At 69.4% G+C, this 22,097-nt stretch carries 19 protein-coding genes; 10 read left to right on the top strand and 9 right to left on the bottom strand.

The genetic code is table 11. The features are described from left to right. Positions 1-160: 160 nt before the first annotated feature. Entirely contained in the window at positions 161-1,150 is a 990-nt protein-coding gene (locus DKM19_RS30975; RefSeq protein WP_110700495.1) for a Gfo/Idh/MocA family protein, read from the bottom strand. Next, a complete protein-coding gene (locus tag DKM19_RS30970) occupies positions 1,147-2,118 on the bottom strand; it encodes a Gfo/Idh/MocA family protein (RefSeq protein WP_204358327.1) in 972 nt (323 codons plus the stop codon). The genes DKM19_RS30975 and DKM19_RS30970 overlap by 4 nt, the downstream gene beginning before the upstream one ends. 569 nt (positions 2,119-2,687) lie before the next feature. Between DKM19_RS30970 and DKM19_RS30960 the strand changes: the two genes are divergently transcribed. Then, the gene (locus DKM19_RS30960) at positions 2,688-4,670 is read left to right on the top strand and encodes a hypothetical protein (RefSeq protein WP_110700491.1); all 1,983 of its coding nucleotides are present in this window, start codon (positions 2,688-2,690) and stop codon (positions 4,668-4,670) included. On the opposite strand, the gene DKM19_RS30955 is transcribed toward DKM19_RS30960, so the two are convergent. Continuing rightward, on the bottom strand, positions 4,614-5,513 hold the full coding sequence (locus tag DKM19_RS30955) for a phytanoyl-CoA dioxygenase family protein (protein ID WP_110700489.1): 900 nt from the start codon (positions 5,511-5,513) through the stop codon (positions 4,614-4,616). The two genes, DKM19_RS30960 and DKM19_RS30955, sit on opposite strands and share 57 nt — an antisense overlap. Positions 5,514-5,585: 72 nt before the next feature. Here DKM19_RS30955 and DKM19_RS30950 point away from each other — a divergent pair, with 72 nt between their 5' ends. The 7 genes from DKM19_RS30950 (at position 5,586) to DKM19_RS30920 (ending at position 14,266) form a co-directional block, all read left to right on the top strand. After that, positions 5,586-6,419 carry an AraC family transcriptional regulator gene (locus DKM19_RS30950; protein ID WP_162641902.1) on the top strand — a complete coding sequence of 278 codons (834 nt, stop codon included), beginning with the start codon at positions 5,586-5,588 and terminating at the stop codon, positions 6,417-6,419. Between the two features lie 290 nt (positions 6,420-6,709). Further along, positions 6,710-7,750 (top strand): LacI family DNA-binding transcriptional regulator, encoded by a 1,041-nt coding sequence (locus DKM19_RS30945; protein WP_162641900.1) that lies wholly within the window; start codon positions 6,710-6,712, stop codon positions 7,748-7,750. 120 nt (positions 7,751-7,870) lie between these two features. Beyond that, positions 7,871-9,670: an endo-1,4-beta-xylanase gene (locus tag DKM19_RS30940; RefSeq protein WP_110700482.1), complete on the top strand. Its 1,800-nt coding sequence runs from the start codon at positions 7,871-7,873 to the stop codon at positions 9,668-9,670. A gap of 25 nt (positions 9,671-9,695) precedes the next feature. Next, positions 9,696-11,156, top strand: coding sequence for an ABC transporter substrate-binding protein (locus DKM19_RS30935; protein ID WP_110700480.1), 1,461 nt, complete (start codon positions 9,696-9,698; stop codon positions 11,154-11,156). Positions 11,157-11,160: 4 nt separating this feature from the next. Then, on the top strand, positions 11,161-12,141 hold the full coding sequence (locus tag DKM19_RS30930) for a carbohydrate ABC transporter permease (protein WP_110700478.1): 981 nt from the start codon (positions 11,161-11,163) through the stop codon (positions 12,139-12,141). Next, complete coding sequence (locus tag DKM19_RS30925; RefSeq protein ID WP_110700476.1) at positions 12,138-12,962, top strand: carbohydrate ABC transporter permease; 825 nt, start codon at positions 12,138-12,140, stop codon at positions 12,960-12,962. The genes DKM19_RS30930 and DKM19_RS30925 overlap by 4 nt, the downstream gene beginning before the upstream one ends. A 14-nt stretch (positions 12,963-12,976) precedes the next feature. Continuing rightward, a complete protein-coding gene (locus DKM19_RS30920) occupies positions 12,977-14,266 on the top strand; it encodes a Gfo/Idh/MocA family protein (RefSeq protein WP_110700474.1) in 1,290 nt (429 codons plus the stop codon). Here DKM19_RS30920 and DKM19_RS30915 read toward each other — a convergent pair. Then, complete coding sequence (locus tag DKM19_RS30915) at positions 14,263-15,099, bottom strand: phytanoyl-CoA dioxygenase family protein (protein WP_110700472.1); 837 nt, start codon at positions 15,097-15,099, stop codon at positions 14,263-14,265. The two genes, DKM19_RS30920 and DKM19_RS30915, sit on opposite strands and share 4 nt — an antisense overlap. A 242-nt stretch (positions 15,100-15,341) precedes the next feature. After that, positions 15,342-16,172, bottom strand: coding sequence for an alpha/beta fold hydrolase (locus DKM19_RS30910; RefSeq protein WP_110700470.1), 831 nt, complete (start codon positions 16,170-16,172; stop codon positions 15,342-15,344). Positions 16,173-16,426: 254 nt separating this feature from the next. Between DKM19_RS30910 and DKM19_RS30905 the strand changes: the two genes are divergently transcribed. Next, positions 16,427-17,404: a sigma-70 family RNA polymerase sigma factor gene (locus DKM19_RS30905; RefSeq protein ID WP_110700468.1), complete on the top strand. Its 978-nt coding sequence runs from the start codon at positions 16,427-16,429 to the stop codon at positions 17,402-17,404. Here DKM19_RS30905 and DKM19_RS30900 read toward each other — a convergent pair. Together DKM19_RS30900 and DKM19_RS30895 are read right to left on the bottom strand one after the other, a co-directional pair. Beyond that, the gene (locus DKM19_RS30900) at positions 17,318-17,710 is read right to left on the bottom strand and encodes an STAS domain-containing protein (RefSeq protein WP_110700466.1); all 393 of its coding nucleotides are present in this window, start codon (positions 17,708-17,710) and stop codon (positions 17,318-17,320) included. The genes DKM19_RS30905 and DKM19_RS30900 overlap by 87 nt on opposite strands. Positions 17,711-18,129: 419 nt before the next feature. Then, positions 18,130-18,579, bottom strand: coding sequence for a GNAT family N-acetyltransferase (locus tag DKM19_RS30895; protein ID WP_204358325.1), 450 nt, complete (start codon positions 18,577-18,579; stop codon positions 18,130-18,132). Between the two features lie 598 nt (positions 18,580-19,177). Here DKM19_RS30895 and DKM19_RS30890 point away from each other — a divergent pair. Beyond that, the gene (locus DKM19_RS30890) at positions 19,178-20,383 is read left to right on the top strand and encodes a cytochrome P450 (protein ID WP_110700462.1); all 1,206 of its coding nucleotides are present in this window, start codon (positions 19,178-19,180) and stop codon (positions 20,381-20,383) included. 136 nt (positions 20,384-20,519) lie between these two features. On the opposite strand, the gene DKM19_RS30885 is transcribed toward DKM19_RS30890, so the two are convergent. Together DKM19_RS30885 and DKM19_RS30880 are read right to left on the bottom strand one after the other, a co-directional pair. Then, complete coding sequence (locus DKM19_RS30885) at positions 20,520-20,966, bottom strand: hypothetical protein (protein WP_110706123.1); 447 nt, start codon at positions 20,964-20,966, stop codon at positions 20,520-20,522. Positions 20,967-20,976: 10 nt separating this feature from the next. Then, positions 20,977-22,047, bottom strand: a complete 1,071-nt coding sequence (locus DKM19_RS30880) for a DUF6745 domain-containing protein (RefSeq protein ID WP_204358324.1) — start codon at positions 22,045-22,047, stop codon at positions 20,977-20,979. Between the last annotated feature and the right edge of the window lie 50 nt (positions 22,048-22,097).

Here is a 22,097-nt window from a genome sequence, read left to right as displayed (position 1 = left end):
CGACAGCCCGGATCGAAGTCGAAAACCAGGCCGGTGTCGCAGGACCGCCCCAGGGCATGGGGTGGCAGCGCGGGGAGCCCTTCAGCCGTTGGGCGGGGCTGTGAACCGCGAACCATCCGGCCTCGCCCGGGAATCTCCCGCCTTCAGGCCGGAGAGGATGTCAGAGGCTGATCTCCCGTTTCTCCTGTGCGGACCGGTAGGCCGCAAGGATGATCTTTAGTACGTCCGTGCCCTCTTCGTGGGTGTGCACCGGCCGCGATCGGTCCCCTATCCGGCGGACGAAGTCGGCGCAGACGGCCGGGATGGAGTCGACCGCCGGAAATTCGACCGTGGTGACGGCCCCGCCGCGCGGCTTGTGGCAGAGCGTCGTGCCGTCGCTCCACAGGCTGCCGAGCTCGCCGACCACCGAGAACTTCTCGGTGAACGGCGCCGCTTCGTACGCCCAGCTGGTCACCACCTCGCCCACCGCGCCGCCGGCGAAGCGCACCAGCACCCGGGCGGAGTCCTCGCCCTCCATGAACGCCAGCCGGTGGGTGCTGAGCATCGCCGTCACCGCGGCCGGGCGGGCGGACGCCAGGTACAGCAGCAGGTATGTGGGGTGGTAGCCGGTGTCGATGAGCTCGCCGCCGCCGCTGGTGGCCGCATGCGCGCGCCAGCCCATCGTCGACGGGTCGAAGTCGTTGAAGAAGCTGTCCGTGGTGCGCAGTTCGTAGACGCGGCCCAGCGCGCCGGACTCGATGAGCTCGCGGGCGTGGGCGACCGCAGGCAAGGTGAGCTGGTTGTGCGCGCACATCAGGGTGACCCCGGCGGTGCTCACCGCGTCGGCGATCCGCTCGGCCTCGGCGATCGTCAGGCACAGGGGCTTCTCGCACAGGATGTGCTTGCCGGCCTTGGCGGCGGCGATGATGGCGTCGGCGTGCAGATGGTGGGGCAGGCAGATGTCGACGGCGTCGACGGGGGCCTCGTCCAGCATGCGTTCGTAGGAGCCGAACACCTGGGCGCCGCCCGCCTGCCGGGCGCGCTCGGTGGCGGCGTCGAGGTCCACGTCGGCGACGGCGGTGACGACCGCCTCATCCGGGACGGAGAGATAGCCGCGCAGATGGGAGCGGGAGATGTTCCCGCAGCCGACGAGGCCGACGGAGAGGGTCATATGCGGCTTCCTTCCTCGCGGCTGCTGCGGGTGGCGGCGGCCATCAGGTGGGTCAGGTCGAGGCCGAGGGCGAGGTTCTCCTCGTCACGGGTGCCGTCGGCGACATGGCGTACGAACAGCTCGAAGGGCGTGCCGGTGCGCGGCGGCACGGGCAGTTCGCGCCAGGCGCCGGCGGCGCTGAGCAGCAGCCGCGGCTCGGGCGTGCCGTACACCAGGGAACCTTCGGTGCCGTGCAGTTCGATGGAGAACGGGGAGGCCGGTGTGACGAAGGACGCCTCCACCACGCCGAGGGTGCCGTTCGCGCAGCGCAGCACCGCGACGGCGTTGTCCTCGACGGCGCGCTCCGTCACATGGCCGAAGGATCCGGTCACGGTCTCGGGCATGTGGCCGAGGAACAGCCGGGCCAGGTACATGGGGTGGCAGCCGAGGTCGATGAGGGCACCGCCCGCGGTGGCGGCCGGGTCGTAGAAGTGCTCGGGGAGCCAGCCCTCGCCGACCGAGCCGCCGTGGGCCAGGCGGATCCGGACCAGGGTGAGACGGCCGAGTTCGCCGTCGGCCAGCACCTTGCGGATGGCCGTCGTGTAGCCGTCGTACAACCGGGGGAGCGCGAGCATCAGTGCGACGCCGGACTTCTCCGCGGCGGCGATGATCTCCGCGCACTCGGCCGGGGACGGGGCGAGGACCTTCTCGGTGAAGATGTGCTTGCCGGCCGCCGCGGCGGCCGTGATGACCTCGCGGTGCGCGGTGGTCGGGCAGGTGACGACCACGGCGTCGACGTCGTCGCGGGCGAGTAGTTCGCCGAGGTCGGGGTGGAAGCGGGCGCCGAGGTCGTCGGCCCAGGCGCGTCCGCGGGCGGCGTCCTCGTCCCAGACCGCGGTGATCTCGGTGTCGGGGTGTTCGGACGCCTGGCGGGCGTAGTCGCGGGCGTGTACATGCCAGAAGCTCAGGATGGCGAGGCGCAGGGGCACAAGATGATCCTTGCGTTGCGGGTGGGGTGGTTCAGGTCACTCGTATGATCGGCGGATCCCAGGGATGCCGGGTCCGGCTTGGTTGATCCGGCCCATGACGGGCCGACGGGATCGGCCACCTGGCATCCCGTGACGACTCGACCGCTCATCGGGACGCGCGGCACGGAATCGCTGGGTGAGGACACGCAGGCGAGGTCGTCTGCTCGGCTGTGAACGGATATGACTTCGGAGGTGGCCGTGCCCGAGCTGTGGGCCGGTACGGACGCGGGCGCGGCCCGGCACCGTTGACCTCGATACGCCGGCCAGGCGTGCGATATCGCGGATCGTTATTTTCTCCATGCACGTTCCTTAGCGGTGCCCGGCATTTGTCGAACCGGTCCAACACTTTCCTGGGACGGTAGCGCTGGACCGGTTCGATGGCAATACTTAAACGAAACACGAGTAACTCGGCCGTAACTCTTGCGACGAATAAGGGCCGATGTCACCATCGGTTGCGAGCGCCGGGACCGCCGATCGTCCGCGCCCTTCAGATCTCCCCGCCCAGCTACCGTCAGGCAAGGGATTGACGCATGCCTTACGCAGTTGACGATTTCGCCTTCGACCTACGCCAGAGTGTGGCGCCCGCCCACACCTGGGTCACCAGCGGCTGGACCACCGTCCACGCCCCGCCGGGCTCGGTGTGCGGGGTCGGCGGGTGGTTCGCGCCGCCGTACGCGGCCCCCGACGCCGGGCTGGCCGTCGAACTGGACGTGGACGGACGCCGGATCGCCGACGGTGCGGCGCCCGGCGTGGCCGGGACGGGCCTGCTCCACGCGGGTGGCACCTGGCGACCAGGCCGGATCGTCAGGCACGGCACCTACCATCGCCGCCACCACGGCGAGCTGGTGTCGTTCTGGGTGCGGAGCACCCTCACCCCGCTGTACGGCCAGGCCGGGTTCGTCCTGGAGGTGGAGATCATCAACCGGGCCGAGCGGGACATCACCGTGGCCCTCCTCCCGCGCGCCTCCCCCGGAGGACCCCGCCGCATCCCTCTGGGCGAATGGGGCTGGGTCCCGCCCAGCCCCGGACCGGAGGCCGTGAGCACGGGCCAGTGGACCTGGCAGGCAGGGGACGTCACCGTCGAGCTCTCCCACGAGGGACTCCGCCAGGACGTCCCGGCGGGCGGGACGGCGGTGTTCGCGCTGGCCGTCCGCGCCGGCGCGGGAACGCCTCCCGGGCGGCCGCGGGAGCTGGCCGCCGAATCCCGCGGGCAGTCGGAGCGCCGGCTGGCCTCGGTCCTGGCGCGCGTGCCGCGCCTGTCCAGCGACATCCCGGGGCTGGAGGCGTACTGGCGCGGCTCTCTGGCCAGCGGGTTGGTCTGTCTCTGGGACAACCCCGGCTTCATCACCTCGCCCTTCGTGGCCACCTCCGGACTGGACGGCGGGGCGCTGTGCGCCTACGCCTGGGACACCGGTGGATACGCCCCCCACCTGCTCACCCTCATGCTCGGCGAGGCCACCACCGGTGTCCTGGAATCCCTCATGAAGGTGGATCTCACCAGCCACTACGCGATCGCTCCCGACGGCACGGGCCTGGGCGTCCCGTACGCCTACAGCGGCTGGTCCCTGGTCACCCTCGCCACCGCCGTCGCCGCCCATCACGACATCTCCCCCTCCCTGGTCACCCAGCTCCACGACCTGGTCGAGGGGCTGGACACCCGCTTCGCCCCGGCCGGGGCGCTACGCGACTACGGCACCCAGCACAACCTGCTGGAGATGCGCAGCACCGGCTGGGAGCACCTGGTCGCCAGCCCCAACGCCGAACGCGCCTGGTGCCTCGATCGGCTGGCCGAGCTGTCCGAGGTGACCGGCGCGCGGCTTCCGGTCGGCGAGCTGCGATCGCGCGCCCGTGACATCAGGCGCGCGATCGCCGGGGAGCTGTGGGACGAGCGCGAGGGCTGGTTCCGCTGCCGTTACCCCGACGGGCACACCGAGTTCGTCCAGCACGTCCAGGCGTTCGACGCGCTGCGGAACGGCGCCTGCACGCCGGAGATGGCCCAGACCATGCTCGGGCGACTGCGTGACGGCTCGTTCCTCGCGCCGTACGGCGTCAGCGCCGTGGCCGCGGACGACCGGCTGCACTACGAGCTCGGCGACACCGACTGGTCGGGCGGCGGGGCGTACACCGGGGAGGGCCCGCAGCTGGCCCTGACGCTCTGGGAGCAGGGCGAGCCGTCCCTCGCCTGGGAGGTCATGCGACGGCTGCTCTGGATGGGGCAGCACTTCCCGTACTTTCCACAGGAGCACTACTGCGACCGCCCGGCGGCGCCGCCCGCGGGCCGGCGGGTCAACATCGTCGCCGGGCTGGCCGGTGCGGAGGCGATCCTGACCGGTGCGGCGGGCGTGCGGTTCCGGCTCGACGGCAGCCTGGTCGTCACCCCGGCCGCCCTCCCCGGCGGGGGCGTGGAGCTGACCGGGCTGACCTACCGGGGGCACACTATCGACGTCTCGACGGTCTCAGGCGTCGTCACCGTGGACGGCCGTCCCCGGAAGGCTGGGGAGGTGATCGGGTGAAGCCGGCCACAACCGCGGGCACACGGCGGGGTCGGCGTAGTCGGGCCGGCCCTCGGGGTCACGCCGTACGAGGTCGTCGAGGCCGTGCCGGGCCCGCAGGCTGGGGCGGTTGTCGCCCGGCTGGAGGTGCACGGCCAGCGAGCGGCGGGGCCGCCCGCTCAGGTTCGGGCCGCTGCCGTGAACCGTGCGGCAGTGATGGAAGCTGACCGCGCCGCGCGGGATCTCCGGCACGACGACCTCGACGCGCCGTGAGCCGCGCAGCCGGTCCAGGGCGGACAGGTCGGAGTCGAAGAAGTCGAGCGCCACGTCGTCCTGCCACAGGTGGCTGGCGTCGACGAACGCGATCCCGCCCGCGGCCTCGCCGACGTCGTGGAAGGGCACCCAGGCGGTGAGCATCTCGGTGCTCACGCAGCTCCGCCAGTACTGGCGATCGGTGTGCCAGCCCACGTTGACGCCGCCCGCCTCGGGCAGCGCGGACTCCGGCGGCTTGTAGAGCAGCTGGTCGTGCCAGAGCCGGATCTCGCCGGCGCCACTGAGCCGGGCGGCGCACGCGGCGATCACCGGGTACCGGACGAGCGCCGCCAGCTCGTCGACGACGAGTGAGGCGTGGTCGTTCTTCCGCAGCACCTCGCCGTCCTCCGGCCGCCAGCCGCCGAGGGACCGGCCGCCCGGCGGCGGCCGGTCGGTGTCGCCCGCGTACAGGCGCGCCATGCCCGCCTCCGCGGCGTCGAGCACGTCCGCGGGCACGATCGGCCCGGAGGTCCAGTAGCCGTGGGCGCGGTAGAACTCCACGTCCTCGCCTGTGGGGAGCAGATGGTCCAGAGAGGCGTTCGAGATCGTCATGGTACGGAACGGTACGTGCGGGCCCCATCGCCGGGCGTTCACCAGAGCGGCGAAAACGTACACGATCGCGGGGTGATCCGTCCGGACGGGCTGAGAGCGGGCTTCCACGCCCACCTCGCCGGGGCCGGTGTGCCCGGGCTCGTACACGCCGGAGACCAGCGCGCACCGTCGTCCTGGCTCATCACCGAGCACAGCCACGAGGTGTGGGAGCTCTATCTCCAGACGGACGGCCCCGCGACGAGGTGGCGGATCGGCGACGCCGAGTACGAGGTGCCGCCGAACGGGCTGCTGATGGTGTCCCCGCACGTGGCGCACCGCATGGCCAGGCCCGCCGAAACGGTCTGGCAGTTCATGTTCGCGGCCCTCGACGCGCCGCTCCTGGTGCCCGACGTCCCCTGGCACCGGTTGCCGGTCTTCGTGGCGGACGCGGCCCCGGCCGTCGCGCCCTTCGAGACCTTCCTGCGCGAAGTGACCACGACGCGGGCTCTGCGTGTCCCCGGGCTGCGAGCCGGCGCCCAGCACCTGCTCGTCGAGGTGGCCAGGCTGCTCATGCCGGGCGTCGCGACCGGGAGGCGTGCCCTGCACCCCGCCGTGGCCCACGTCCTGGGCGTGCTGGAGACCCGCTACACCGAGCGCCTGACGCTGTCCGCGCTGGCCCGCCGCGCCGGGCTCTCACCGTCCTACCTGGCCGAGCTCTTCACCGCCCAGCTCGGGGTGAGTCCCGCCCGCCACCAGGCGCGCCTGAGGATCCGCCGGGGCAGGACGCTGCTCGCCGAGACCGACCAGAGCATCACGTGGATCGCGGCCGAGCTGGGCTTCTCCTCACCACAGCACTTCGCCACCGCGTTCCGGTCGCACACGGGCACGACACCGCGCGAGTTCCGCCGGCGGTCCCAGGGCGCGTGACAGCCGCTGACCCAGGTGCCGGCGGGTGCCACGCTCCGGCGCAGGTCGAAGGCGAAATCGTCAACCGCACAATGCCTGCGTCGATCCCCTGCCTGACGGTGGCCGGGCGGAAGATTTATCCGAAGGGTGCGGACGACCGATGCTGAAATCGGCCCGTATTCGGCGCGAGAGTTACGGCCGGGTTACTTCCATTTTTCCTTTAGGTGTTGCCATCGAACCGGTCCAGCGCTACCGTCCCAGGAAAGTGTTGGACCGGTTTGACAAAGGCCGGGCACGGCTAAGGAATGTGCATGGAGAAAATCACGATCCGCGATATCGCACGCCTGGCCGGCGTATCGAAGTCAACGGTTTCACTGGTGATCAATAACAGCCCGAGGGTCGATCCGGCGACCAGGCGGCATGTGCTTGCGGTCATCAGGAGGTACAACTACGTACCCAGCGCCACCGCGAGCGCGCTGGCCAAGGGGCGGTCGTCGTTCATCGGCATGATCGTGCCTGGGCTGACGTGGCAGATGGTGGCCGCGCTGAACTACGGGGTCGCCTCTGTCATCGAGCGCACGCCGTACGAGATCATTCTCTACACGAGCACCAACGACCACGACTACGGGCCGGTCATCGACCGCATGCTCGCCTCGGGACTGTCGGCCGGCGTCCTGGTCATCAGTCAGGACCAAGCCATGAAACCACTGCTCGACCTGCACGAGCAGGGAGTGCCCGTGGTCCTCATCAACACTCTCGGCTCCCACTTCGATCTGCCGTCGGTCGAGGCGGACAACTACGAGGGCGCGTGCGGCGCGGTCCGCCACCTGCTGGACCTGGGCCACCGGCGGATCGCGTCGCTGGCCGGGCCGACGACGTGGCCGTGCTGCCAGGACCGGCAGCGCGGTTACGAGGACGCGCTGACCGAGGCCGGGGTCCCGATCGACGCCTCGCTCACGCTCCAGAGCGGGTTGGAGCCGCCCAGGGCCCGTGAGCTGCTGCGCGGGTTGCTCGGTCTCCCCGACCGGCCGACGGCGGTGTTCGCGCACAACGACAACACCGCCTACGCCGCCATGGAGGCCGCGGCCGACCACGGCCTGAGGGTGCCCGCAGACCTGTCGGTGGTGGGTTTCGACGACATACCGTCATCGGCGCACGTCAAGCCGGCCCTCACCACAGTCAGCCAGCCGTTCGAGGCGATGGGCGCGCGGGCGGCCCGGATGATGCTCGCCGCGATCTCTCCCGAGTCCGGGGAAGGCTCCGCTCCGGACGAGCACGGCCTGGCATCCGCCCGCGTCCGCCTGCCCACCACTCTCATCGTCCGGGACAGCACGGGCCCCGCTCCCGCCTGACGCGCGCCGCCCGGCGCACATCCACATCGACGAAGCAAAAAGACCGGGGCCCCTGGGGCGCCGGTCGAAATTCCCCCCTGCCCGTCGACAGAAGGGAGACCCCTACCCATGGGTCGCTCAATGAAGTCGCTGGTGTACGTCATCTCCGGGGTGCTGCTCGCGGCGCTGGGACTGACGGCGCCCGCGGCCGCCGCGGACACGCCGACCGAGGTCATGCCGGCCAACGTCCTGGAGGCGTTCACCCAGTTCACAGGAAGTCCGGCACCCCAGACGAAGATCGTCACCGTTCAGGGGCAGCCCGGCTTCGACAAGGCGCTCCAGGTCACGGTGACCGGGCAACCGAGCTCGCCCGGTCTGGACGGCGAGTACTCCCTGGGCGTGGGCGTCCCGTCCGCGCTGCCCACGGTGAAGAACGAGGCGATGCTGGCCACCTTCTGGGCGCGGTCGGTCACGCCGACCCCCTCCGGTTCCGGCCTGGCCCACTTCGTGTTCGAGCAGAACGGCGGCAGCCACTCCAAGTCCACCCAGGCGGCGATGAAGTTCGGAACCGCCTGGCAGAGGTTTCAGCTGCCGTTCAGGATGGCCGCCGACTACGCGACCGGGCAGGTCCGGATCAACTTCTGGCTCGGTTACGGCCCGCAGGTGCTGCAGATCGCGGGCGTGTCGGTGCTCCGGTACGGCCCCGGGACCCCGGCCGGCTGGCCCCAGGCCACTTACGCCGGCCGCGACGCGGGGGCCTCGTGGCGGGCCGCCGCCGCCGACCGCATCGAGCGCAACCGCAAGGGCAACCTCTACGTCAAGGTCGTCGACTCCGAGGGCCATCTCGTCCCCGGCGCCACCGTCCAGGCGGACATGACCAAACACGCCTTCGAGTTCGGCTCGGCCGCGGACGGCATACGCCTGATGACGCAGAACTCCGCCTCGCAGAAGTATCGCGACACGTTGCTGGCGAACTTCAACCAGTTCACACTCGGCAACAACCTCAAGTGGAACCACTGGGAGAACCTGCCCGAGCGGAACACCTACACCCTGCCCGCGCTCCAGTGGGGACGCGACAACGGCCTGTTCGTCCGCGGGCACACCCTGATCTGGCCGTCGTGCGGCAACATGCCCGCCGACGTCTGCGGTCTCCGCGGCGACCCCGCCGCGCTGCGGAGCAGGATCGACGCCCACATCACCGAGGAGGCGGCCGCGCTCGTCGGCAAGATCGACGAGTGGGACGTGGCCAACGAGCCGTACGCCAACCACGACGTGCAGGACGTGCTCGGCGACGGTGAGATCGACCGCTGGTTCCGGCTGACCCGGCAGGCCGACCCGGGCCCGAAGCTCTACCTCAACGACTACGACATCATCGAGGACAACGGCTGGGAGGTCCGCCACCAGGACCACTTCACCACCCGGATCCGCGCGCTGAAGGACGGCGGGGCGCCCATCGGCGGGATCGGCATCCAGGGGCACTTCGCCGGGGAGCAACTCACCCCGCCGGCGGACCTGGTCACACTGATCAACAGGTTCGGCGGGCATGGCCTGCCCGTCGCGATCACCGAGTTCGACGTCGGCACCACCGACGAGCAACTCCAGGCCGACTACACGCGTGACTTCCTGACCACGATGTTCAGCATGCCGCAGGTCACCGGGGTCAGCACGTTCGGGTTCTGGGAGGGCGACACCTGGGATCCCAAGCGAGCCCTGTTCCGGACCGACTGGACCCCCAAGCCGAACGCCGTGGCCTGGCGCGACCTCATCTACGGCAAGTGGTGGACGAAGGCCTCGGCTACGACCGGGCCGACCGGCTCGGCCACGGTGCGCGGCTTCCTCGGCGACTACACCGTGAAGGTCACGGCCGGCGGCGTCACCAAGGAGGTCGCCGTCTCGATGCCGGCCATCTCCGGCAAGGCGATCACGATCGTCGTCGGCTGACCTCAGCAGATCGAAAGGAAAGACCATGACAGCCATTCAGCTCAGCCGCCGGCAACTCCTGCGGGCGGCCGCCATCACAGGCGGGGCCGCGTTACTCACCGGCTGCGGTGGTTCCCCCGAGGGCGCCGGCCCGGCGTCGGGCGCCACGCTGGCGTACTGGGACTGGTACGTCAGCCAGGCACCGTGGGTGGACAACGAGACCAAGCTCTTCCAGCAGGCCAACGGCAAGACCACGATCAAGAAGACCACGCAGGTCACCGACAAGTACCTGGACCTGCTGGCGCTGGCGTTCCGCAGCGGCACCGCCCCGGACGTGTTGATGCTGCCCACGAAGCCGAAACTGGAGGTCCACGTCGGCGAAGGCTGGCTGACGCCCCTGGACAAGTGGGCCACCGCCGAATGGCGGTCGAGGTTCCCCGACAACAGCTTCGTCGAGGGCGTCAACATCTTCGGTGGCAAGGTCTACTCCGCGCCCTTCAGCGGCCTGGCGCCGGCGCTGCAGCTCTACATCCACAACGGAGTCTTCAAGGAGGCCGGCCTGACCAACCCCGACGGGACGGTCTTCATCCCGAAGACGTGGGACGACATCACGCGCGCCGCCGAGGCGATCACCAGCAAGAGCGGCGGCAAGGTCTTCGGGCTCGGCTTCGGCAACGCGCAGAAGGGGGGTCTGCCGTGGCTGATCGAGTTGTTCTGCCGGAGCGCCGGGTCGCCGGGGGGCACCCAGAGCGTCGACTACCGCACCGGCAAGTGGACGTACGGCACAGACCGCAACTACGCCGACTTCCTCGCCCTGCTCCTCGACTGGAAGAGCCGCGGCTTCATCTACCCCAATTCGATGAGCATCTCGGACGAGCAGGCCAGGGCGTTCTTCTCCAAGGGCAGATTCGGCATGATCGTCGGCGGTGTGTGGAACCAGGCACCCTGGGAGGAGGCCGGATTCAAGGACTACAGCCTCATGACGCTCCCGTCTCCGACCGGCACCCCGCAGGGCTTCTTCTACGGATCTCCCGGCAGCTACCTGCTGGGCGTCTCGGCCCAGGCCAAGAACCCCGACCAGGCGTGGGCCTGGCTCGACTGGCTCTACAGCCCCGCCGCCGGCAAACGCTGGGTGCAGGGCGGCTACGGCCTGTCGATCTATCCCGAGAACAACGATCCGGCGGGTGTGGCCTCGGCGACGTTCCGGCAGTACGTCGCCATGGCCGACACGGCACTCATCGGCCCGGTGCCCGCGATCCGCAACCCGGAGATCGCCAAGGTGGAGGTGGCGTCGGTCCAGCCGGACCTCCCGGACGTCGCCGCGGGCATCTACACCGGCCAGCTCAAGGACGTGGCCAAGGCGCTCAAGGAACTCGAGGACCGCCTCAACGGCGCCCTGAGCGAGGCCGTGTCAAAGGCCCGCGGACAGGGGCTCAAGGTCAGCATGGACGACTACGTGTTCGCCGACTGGGACATCACCACGTCGTACACGACCAAGCGCGGATGAGTTGATGACCGACATCCGACTGGCAGGCCGGCCCCGTGAGCTGACCACGAGGCCGGCGTCCCGCCTGCGGCGGCGGATCGCCGCCGCGCGCTGGTCCTACCTGTACGTCCTGCCGATGCTGGTGCTGCTCCTGGCGTTCGTGATCTATCCCATCGTCGCGTCGCTCGGCTACACCTTCTACCGGTGGGACGGGATCGGCGAGCCCGGCGACTTCGTCGGGCTCGCCAACTTCTCCCGGGTGATGACGGACTCCATCTTCTGGGGTGCCATGGGCAACACGTTCTTCTACGTGCTGCTCGTGGTGCCCGTCCAGCTTGTCCTCGCGCTGGCGCTCGCCCTGGTGCTGAACAATCGCCGGTTGCGCCTGCGGACCTTCTACCGCACGCTCTTCTTCCTGCCGGTGGTGACGTCGGCCGCGGTCATCGGCGTGGTCGTCCAGCTGCTCTTCTCCAATTTCGGCGACGTCGTCAACAACGCCCTGATGTCGCTCGGCCTCACGCACGAATACATCGACTGGCTCGGCGACCCGAACTTCGCGATGATCATCATCATCGCGGTCGGGATCTGGCACACGCTGGGCTACAACCTGGTGTATTTCCTGGCCGGCCTGCAAACGATCCCCGACGAGCTCTACGAGGCGGCGCGGATCGACGGCGCGGGCGCCTTCGCGAGCTTCCGCTACATCACCGTGCCCATGCTCAGGTCGGTGGGGGTCGTCATCGTGCTGCTGTCGGTCATCGGCTCGTTCCAGGTCTTCGACCTCGTACAGGTGCTCACCAACGGCGGGCCGTACTTCGCCACCGAGGTCGTCAACACCTACATCTACCACCTGGCGTTCGGCGGGTTCTCCGGCTCCGGCGTCGACCGGGACGTCGGCCTGGCCTCGGCGGCCTCGTTCGTCTACGGGCTGCTGCTCATCGTCTTCGCCGTGGTCCAGGCCCTCTCCCTGCGGGCGCTGGTCAGACGCAAGGGAGGCCGCGCATGACCCGGCGGGCGCCGCTGATGACGCACGTGTTCCTGCTCGTGGGCGGGATCGCCTGGCTCTACCCGTTCCTGTGGACGTTGGGCAGCTCGCTCAAGAGCACCGACGAGTTCTTCGGCCGCGGCCTGGACCCGCTGCCCGGCACGCCGCTGTGGTCCAACTACGCGCAGGCCTGGCAGGAGGCGTCCTTCGGGCGGTATTTCCTCAACACCCTCACCATCACCGTCGCCACGGTGCTCATCACCCTGCTCGTCACCGCCATGGCCGGCTACACCCTGGCCCGCACCGAGTTTCCCGGCAAGGGCATCGTCCTGGTCGCGGTGGCGGCGACCGTGTTCCTGCCCCACGGGTACACCGTCATCCCGATCTTCGACATCATGGACGCGCTCGGCCTGCTCAACAGCCTCTGGTCGATCATCATCGTGCAGTCCGCCGGCGGCATCGTCTTCGGCACCTTCCTGTTCATGGGCTACTTCCGGGCGATCGACGGGGCGCTGGAGGACGCCGCCCGCGTGGACGGGGCCAACTTCCACCAGGTCTTCTGGCGGATCATGCTGCCGTTGTCCGGGCCGATGCTGGCGACGGTCGGCCTGTTCACCGCCATCTCTGCGTGGAACAGCTTCTTCATCCCGCTCGTGTTCACCCTCGCCCGTCCCGAACTGCGCACCCTGGGCGTCGGGATGTACGCCTTCATCGGCGAGAACTCCACCGACTGGGTGCTGCTGTGCGCCGGCTCGGTCATCACCCTCGCCCCCATCATCATCATCTTCCTGGTGCTGCAGAGGTTCTTCGTGAACGGACTCGCCGGCGCCGTCAAGCAGTGACAGAGAGGCTGTCCATGTCCCGTCCCCGGCGAGCCGCGATCGTCGGCACCGGCCTGCGCGCCCAGCTGTACACCCAGGGCCTGGCCCGGCGCGAGCACATCGACCTGGTCGCCTTGTGCGACCCGAACCAGACCCGCATGGCCGTGCACAACCGTCTCATCACCGCGCTGGGCCGGTCCCCGGCCGCCACGCTGAGCCCGGACGGGTACGCCGACCTGCTCAGCGACGTCGACACCGTGGTGGTGACCACCGTCGACGCCCTCCACGACACCTACATCGTCCCCGCGCTCGAAGCAGGCTGCCAGGTGATCACCGAGAAGCCGATGACCACCGACGCCGCCCGCTGCGCCAGGATCCTGGACACCGTGGACCGCACCGGCGCAGGCGTGACGGTGGCCTTCAACTACCGGTTCAACCCGGTGCACGAGAAGGTCCACCGGCTGCTGCGGTCGGGCGAGATCGGCGAGGTCCTGTCCGTGCACTTCGAGTGGCTCCTGGACGTACGCCACGGCGCCGACTACTTCCGGCGCTGGCACCGTTCCAGGGCCGGCAGCGGCGGCCTGATGGTGCACAAGTCCGGACACCATTTCGACCTGGTGAACTGGTGGCTGGGCAGCGTGCCGCGACGCGTCTACGGGCAGGGCAGGCTGGCCTTCTACGGCGCGGCCAACGGACGCGTGTCGGGGTACGCGCGCGACTACGAGCGCGCGAACGGGTCGCCCGAGTCCATGAGCGATCCGTTCGCCCTGGACCTCGCCGCGAACGACCAGCTCAGAGAGCTGTACCTGAACGCCGAGCACGAGGACGGCTACCTGCGCGACCTCAACGTGTTCGGCGACGGCATCACGATCGAGGACGACATGGCGGTCCTCGTGACCTACGCGAGCGGCGCCACGATGACCTACCACCTCACGGCGTACTCCCCCTGGGAGGGGTATCGGGTGATGTTCAACGGCACCCGAGGAAGGTTGGAACTGGAGGTGGAGGAGACCCTGTGGGCCGATCCGGGCACGGGTGTCACCGCCGGGTCGGGGGCGCTGCACGGCGACGTCGCCCCGCCCAACTCCGGCGGGGCGCGGATCCGGGTGCGTCCCCTGTGGGCACCCCCGCGCGACATCCCGGTGACGGTGGTTCACGAAGGGCACGGGGGCGCCGACGAGCGCATGCTCGCCGCGATGTTCGACGGCGTGACCTCCCCGGTGGAGCTCGCGAACGAACGGGACGGCGCCCACGCCCTGGCGATCGGGCTTGCCGCCAACGAGTCGTTCGCCACCGGGGAGCCGGTCACCCTGCCGGATGGCTAACCCGTCTGCGGGCCTCCGCCGGCCCGGTACAGGACGGGGTTGAGCGGAGTTTCCGGGACGGCGCCGACCTCGGCTCCGGGCAGCCACGAGCGCAGGTCGTGCCGCTGGTTGTCGTTCACCGGTTGGGAGACGGTGATGTCGGCGTCCATGTAGATGACGGTCATGACCCTGCGCGGGACGCCCGACCGGTTCGGCGCGGCGTGGTGAAACGTCCACCCAAGGTGGTAGCTCACCTCGCCGAGCCGGTAGGGCGTCTCGACGGGCGGGAAGCCCTGCTCGGCGAGCCCCTGCTGGAGTTCGCGCTCGGAGTCGTCGCTGATGGGCAGGTCACGGCCGTGCTCGAAGCGATGGCTGCCCGCGGCGAAGGCCAGCGGCCCCATATCGGCCGGCGTCTCCTGCAGGGGGACCCAGACCGTCACGGTGCGGTCGGTGGCCAGGGGCCAGTAGTACTGGTCGGCGTGCCAGGGGGTGATCCCGCCGCCGGACTCCTTGTACAGTGCCTGGTCGTGGTAGAGCCGGACGCCGTCGACGCCGAGGAGTTCGGCCGCGATGCGGGCCAGGCGCGGGGAGAAGACGAACTCGCGGACCAGGTCGCTGTGCAGCCACAGGTTGGTGACCTGAAGGAACGCCTTGCCGTAGGTGTCGCGTTCCGCGAGGGGCAGGTGCTGGGTGTTCAGCTCGATGACCTTGGAGGTGATCTCGGGTTCGTACGCCGCGATCGTCCCGGCGTCCAGCACACCGGGCAGCTTCACGAAGCCGTTGTCGTCGAAATACCGCACCGCGGCGGCGTCGAGGTCGTATCGGGACTTGAGATCGTGATGGGTGACCGTCATGCGACCAGCGTCTTCGATTTCCTGTGGTTGTCCGAGGATTTCAGGCATATCGGATCGGTGTGGCCATTCCCGCGCGGGGTCCGTAGTCCGCGCCGAGGCGCCCCAGGACGCGTTGGACGCGTGGGTGGCCGAGTACAACACGGTGCGGCCGCACCAGGCCGGGTCCGCCTTTGAGCGGGCGGGCGGTGGACGGCAAGCCCCCGGCGGCCGATCCGAAAGGCCGCCGGGCGGGGCGAGCCGGCTCAGCTCTCCTGGTCGAGGAAGGCGAGGGTGACCGCTGCGAGAAGCGGGGACAGGAAGATGTCGTAGTGCGTGAGACCGGGCAGGATCGCCATCGCGTGACCGCCCTTGGGCCGAGCCTCGCCCATCCAGCCACCGTCGCGCAGGCCACCGTCGAGGAGCTTGAAGACCTCGGCGTAGTGGCTCGGCGGCGCCATGTCGGCATCGGCGGCGACGACGAGCGTCGGCATCTGCAGGCCGCGAACTTCTTCCGAGAAGTCGAAATCCTTCGCCATCGCCTCGCCGATCTTGTCGAGCAGCCGCGGGAAGTCCTCTGGACGGGGCGCCACCCGCTGGTAGAGCTCGTACATCGGGGTTTCCTTCATGTATTCGGCCGCCGCTCCGCTCACCTGACCCTGCTGCTGGAGGATCTCCGGGTAGATGGCGTCGCGGCTGATGTGCGCCGAGGCCGTGACCAGGCGACCCACCTTCTCCGGGTGCCTGATCGCGACCTGGAACGCCACCCCGCCGCCGAGGGAGTAGCCGACCACGTCCGGCTTCCGCAGGCCGAGGTGGTCGATGAGCGCGGCGACGTCATCGGCCATCAGCCGGACGTCGAGCGGCCGGTCGATGTCGGCGGTCCGGCCGTGCCCCTGCAGGTCGACGACGATGACCTGGTGGTGGTCGGCCAGGGTGGGAAGGATCGGCCCGAACATCTCACCCGAGCCGAGGCCTCCGTGCAACAGGATCATCGGGCGTCCCGCCCCGTACGTCTCGTAGTACAGGTTGATGCCGTTGACGTCGGCGTACTGACCCGAACCGGCGTTTTCTGCGGTCCACTCCGTGGCGGTCATGATGACTCCTTGTGCGTTTCCCGGTCGATGTGACGCCGTTATAGACCGGACGGGCACCGGAAACTCATCGCCGGTGGCGGGACGATTTTTCGGGCGCGCTCGGAAGCGTCCACGCCCTGAGGCACCCGGCGCGGTGAGTGCCCTGACAGGGGTGATGGCGCCCCGTCCCTGTGCCAGAGGTAAGTGGCCGGGGGCGCTTCGCCGCCGAGAATTCGGTCTCGCCCGCCGCAGGATGCTCCGCTAGGTTCGTCAGGGTGAATGATGCGGCGACCAGCGAACCGATCGAGTCGCAGCTGGAGGCGTACCGGCCTGAGCTGACCAGCCACTGCTACCGGATGTTGGGCTCCGTCTTCGAGGCCGAGGACGCCGTGCAGGAGACCTTTGTCCGCGCCTGGCGCAGTTTCGACCGGTTCGAAGGGCGCTCGGCGCTGCGGTCCTGGCTGTACCGGATCGCGACGAACGTCTGCCTGACCATGCTCGCCAGCGCTCAGCTGCGGGTCCGGCCCATGGATCTCGGCCCGCCCGGGTCCGGCCGCGCCACCGACCCGGGCGAGCCGCGTCCCGACCAGATCTGGGTGGGTCCGGTACCGGACAGCCGGGTGCTGCCCGAGGGCATCGACCCGGCCAACATGGTCGTCGAACGTGAGTCGATCCGGCTGGCGTTCGTCGCCGCGCTGCAGCACCTGCCGCCTCGGCAGCGGGCCGTGCTGATCCTGCGGGAGGTGCTGGCCTGGTCGGCCCAGGAGGTGGCCGACCTGCTCGACACCTCGGTGCCCAGCGTCAACAGCGCACTCCAACGGGCCCGGGCCACCATCGCCACCACCGACACCGCCGCCGACGTCCACGATCCGTTGGACAACGGGCAGAAGGCGCTGCTCACGCGTTATGTGAAAGCGTTCGAAGCGTACGATCTCGAGGCGCTGACGACGCTGCTGCATGACGACGCGACGTTGTCGATGCCGCCGTTGCCGCTGTGGCTGCGCGGCCGCGATGACATCTCCGCCTGGATGGCCGGTACGGGCAGCGGCTGCCGCGGCTCGCGCCTGGTGCCGGTGGTGGCCAACGGCATGCCGGCGTTCGGGCAGTATCGGCCCCGCCTCGGCGGCTCCGGGCACGACCCGTGGGCGCTGATCGTGCTGGAGATCTCAGGGGGACGGATCGTGGCCGTCAACAACTTCCTCGACACCACCAGCCTGTTTCCGCTCTTCGGACTGCCGGCCTGCCTGGATTAACGCGTCGGTCAGTCCGAACAGGTGCACCAGCTCAAGCAGGTCCGGGCCGGCACCGGTGACCACCAGGTTCCAGCCATGCCGCCGCGCGGTCAAGCGCAACCGGGCCAGCGCCTCGACCGTCACCACGTCGGGGTGGGCCACGCCGGCCACGTCGCAGGCCACGACGCCGCCACCGCGGCCGCGCACCAGCTCGGCAAGGTCGGCGCACAGGACAGGGATGTCCGCACGCGTGATCTTCACGCCGATGGCGAAGGAGGTCGCGGAGGCCGTCATATGGATAGGACCGGCGGCGTCGCGGAAACTCATCGCCTCAGAGCCGATGAGTTCGGCACCGCCGGGCGACTCGACCGGCGGGACCTTTCGACGCGCCCGAACTCATCACCCACGGGTAGATCGGTCTCGCTCGGTATAACAACGCTCTCCCCGCACGTCAGATCCTCGAGTGCGCCTCCGCCGATGGGTCGAGAGAAGATCACGACGGGTGAATCCTCAATCAGGACCGAGCCGGCTGACCGGATGAGATCGCTTCGGGAAGCCCAAGGAAACACGCGGTCATGGGCGGATCCATTTCAGTATGAATTCGGTGCCTGCAGACCGTTCGCCCGATGGTGGCGGAGTTTTTTGCCGGGCTGGTTCTCGGGCGATCTCGTTGGCGGCGAACCGCTCGATGTGAATCCGCTCGAATGCCGGCGCGGGGGATGGCTGAGCGCCGGCTGCGGTGCCGGTCAGGTTTTCGAGGCGGTGCCCGCGCCTGGCGCACGCACCATGAAAAGGTCGATCGGGTCCTGTGTTTCCACGACGAACCCGTGGCGCTCATAGAGCCGGCGGGCGGCGCTGCCCTGCAAGACGTTCAAACGGACGACCATGCCCTGCGCGTCGGTCCGCTCCAGTATCGCGCGCAAGATAGCCGATCCGAGCCCTCGGCCCTGATGGTGCGGAGCAAGGTAGAAGTGCTCCAGCAACTGCCCGCCGTCGGCAGGTCGGACCGTGACGCATCCTGCGAGTTCATGGTCGATCATGATGATCGACGTGTGCTGCGTAGAGAAGGAGTTCCGCAGTCGCTGTCGCACCCGGTGCTCGTCGAACCGCCCGAGTCGCTCCAGGTCCGCACGCATGACCGTGGCCCGCAGGTCCGCAAGCACCTCGACGTCCGCCGTCTCCGCGGAACGCAGCACCCACCCCGAGCCGTGGGCAGACTCGCTCCGTGCGGGCACCGCCACGTCCGACGGCGTCCCGCTCTCTATCGTCTCAGCATCCATGGCTGGAGTGTCCCACCCGACCTATTGTGAGCAGGTATGCAGGGGCACCGGTCCAACCAAAACCGCCCGATCCTGGCGCAACCTCAATCGCGCACCATCTCGCCTTTCAACCTCAGTGGGAGACGGTAAAGGGGTTGCGGCTCCAACCTGGTGACGGCGGTGCCCGGCGTTCTCGATGGCGTGGGGTACGGACTCGCTCGAACGGGTCGCCGCCGTCATGCATCACGGCGGCGCGGAGGTCGCCGCGCAACGACTGATGGCCGCGGACTCTCAACGCCCGTCCTGAGGGTTCGGGTGCCGGCTCGACCACCTCGTACCGCTCCCCATGTGGACAAATAGGCATCAAACGCCCAAAGTGTGCTATGAATTCTCCGCTTGAATTCCTGCCTCTGGCCCCGGCGCCCGTGCGCCGGGGTCGTGTGTGTTCGTCGCCACTTTGCGGCCTTGCGCCCGGGTGCGTCCTCGCCGCCCATGGCGGGTCGATCGCCTATCGTCCATGACTCGAAGGAGCGTTATGTCCACGCCTGCGGGCACCAGCAGAGATCCGTTCACGGCCGTTCGCGACGGAGAGCGTGAGGCCATCTATGCCGAGTTCACCGCGCAGGGTCCCGTACATCCGGTGACGATGCCGACGGGGCGCACCGCATGGCTGATCACCGGGCACGCCGAGGCCCGGGCGCTGCTGTCGGACCCGCGGCTGGTCAAGGGCGGCTGGGAGAACGGGGTGTACGCGCGCATGCTTCCCGAGCACGTGGCGCGCGGCGTTCACACGCACATGCTGATGAGTGACCCGCCGGACCACACCCGGCTGCGCAAGCTGGTGACCTCGGCGTTCACCCGGCGCAGGGTCGAGAAGATCGCGCCACGGGTCCAGGAGATGACCGACGAGTTGCTGGCCGCACTCGACGGCGTCGAGTCCGCCGACCTCATAACCGCGCTGGCCTACCCGCTGCCGATCGGCGTCATCTGCGAGCTGCTGGGCATCCCCCCGGAGTCCCGGGCGGACTTCCGCAACTGGAGCACGCCACTCGTGGCGCCCGGGATCTTCAGCTTCGAAGAGTACGAGGCGGCCGCCATCGCGATCCTCGACTTCACCCGCGAGCTCATCAAGGACAAGCGGCGCGTCCCGCAGGACGACCTGCTCTCCGACCTGATCGCCGCCCGCGACGGTGAGGAGCGGCTCACCGAGGACGAGCTGACCTCGATGGTGTTCCTCCTGGTCATCGCCGGGCACGAGACCACGGTCAACCTGATCGCCAACGGCGTGCGCGCCCTGCTCACCCACCCCGACCAGTTCCAGCTGCTGCGGGACAAGCCCGAACTGCTGGAGCCCGCGATCGAGGAGTTGCTGCGCTACGACGGACCGGTGCAGAACACCCTGCCGTACTGGACCGCCGAGCCCATCGAGGTCGGCGGGACGACGATCGCCGCGGGTGAGATCGTGGTCGTGTCCCTGAACGCGGCCAACCGCGACCCCGCCCAGTTCCCGCAGGCCGACCGGCTCGACGTCACCCGCCAGGAGACCGGGCACACCGCCTTCGGCCACGGCCTGCACTACTGCGTCGGCGCACCACTCGCCCGCCTCGAGGCCCGCATCGCGATCGGTGCCCTCCTCGACCGCTTCCCCGCCCTCCGCCTTGACGCCCCCGCCGACTCCCTCACCCGCGTCCCGTCCATGATTATGAACGGCCTGGCCGGCCTGCCCGTCCGCCTCCACTGAACACCGGTCCGCGATGGAAGGCGAGTGTCTGAGTCACCGCGTAGCCGGGGCTGCCTGGCGCGGAAACCGTCGATCGTCGCGGTCTCTCATGCGGGCTGCCGCGGCCTCGCGGCAGCCCGCCGAGTGGTGCCGGAAATCAGTCCGCGACGAGGCGTGCCCTGCGCCCTTCGTGCTCGCGCTGCCGGCGGATGACGTAGGTACCCGGAGTGCAACCCGTGGCCCCGTGCTCGGGGTGCAGCAGGTAGGCGACGGCCGAGGTCTCGAAGATGCCGATCGCCAGCCCGTCGGAGTCCGCCACGTTGGGCGTCCACCGGCAGGTGCCGGGGTCGGCGACGAGGGTGTGCGGGTTGCCCCCGGCCGCGCCGCGGAGTAGTTCGATCCCTTCGGGGGGCACATCCGTCCAGCTGACAGGGGTCCAGTCGGACGAGACCTTCACGGACGAGGCGAGGAGGGAGAGCGGGACGACGATGAGGTCGCCCTGGGCCTGGAGCCCGTCGACGACGGGAATGCTCACCGACTGCTCGAGGTGGTCGAGCACGGCGAGTCCGGTCTGCTGGGAAAGCGAAGCAAGAGTCACAGTCATGGAGGTCACCTCAGGTTCGGCGGAGGAGAAGGGAGTACTGCTCGGCGGACAGCCCGTAGGTCCAGCCGGCGGCGGCGATCGGATCGTCGAAGAAGCCCGGCACGGTCAGCCCGTACCGGCGGCGGCGTCCGTCGCGTTCGACGGACCCGTTGACCGCCAGGAGCACCCTGGTCTCCTTTCGCATGTCGTAGAGCCGCAGCTCCGAGCCGGGGTTGCCGGGGTCCGGCGCGGAGGAGACCAGCCGCAGTCCGGCCTGGTCGATGTAGGACGTCCAGCCGATGTGCTCGATCGCGCACCGCCTGACCTCGACATTGGTCTCCCGCCCGATCCGCCGGACGTTCGGATCGGTGACCACCCAGGAGGGCACCTGTGTTCCGTGCCAGGCGTGCACGTCGCACCCGTCCGCGTAACGCATCGCGGGGCCGTCCGCACGGTGCAGCCGTACTTCGCCGTCGTCGCCGCACACCTCCGTGTGCACGGCGACGGGTCGTTCGGAGATGACGCACACGCCTTCACGGGGCCACCACCAGCCGCATGACCGGGCCACTGCCGCCCACAGCTCGAACCGCCGGGTCTGCTCGGAGGTGAAGACCACCCCGGCCGCTCGGCGGAGGGCGTCATAGTGGGCGACCCAGGAGACGCACTGTGTCCCGTACCAGCCGTTTCCCAGGTGGTACCGCACGTCGTGCGCCGCTCGCAGCGCCATGAAGAGCGAACCGTTGGCGGACTGCGAGAGCGAGCTGCGGACCTTCTGGCGAATCAGCTGGTCCATCGGCTGATGGACCCATCTGACCTGGGCGTCGAGCTCTCTGCACAGCTGTCTCATCAGCGACGAGAACCGAGGTGGCAGGGGCCAGTCCGACATGCGTTCGGCGGTCTCGGAAGGCCGCAGACGCACACCCGGGGGGACGGTCGTCAGGGCGGCGACCGGTGAGGAGACCCAGTGGAAACGCGGTGGAGCAAGCCCGATCAGGCGGTACAACCCTGAGATGGCGGCCTCTGCGGCCGGACGGTCGGCGGGCAGCGTCGACAACGCCCAGCCCAGCCATTCTTCGCGAATTTCGGCAGCTTCCCGCTGCACGAGAACGCTCACCGGATGAAGGTGGCGTCGTCCTTTCCAAAGATCATGTC

The organism is Streptosporangium sp. 'caverna', assembly GCF_003203775.1.
Lineage (GTDB): Bacteria > Actinomycetota > Actinomycetes > Streptosporangiales > Streptosporangiaceae > Streptosporangium > Streptosporangium subroseum.
The sequence above is the reverse complement of the archived record's forward strand: the minus strand, read 5'-3'. Positions and strand labels throughout refer to the sequence as shown.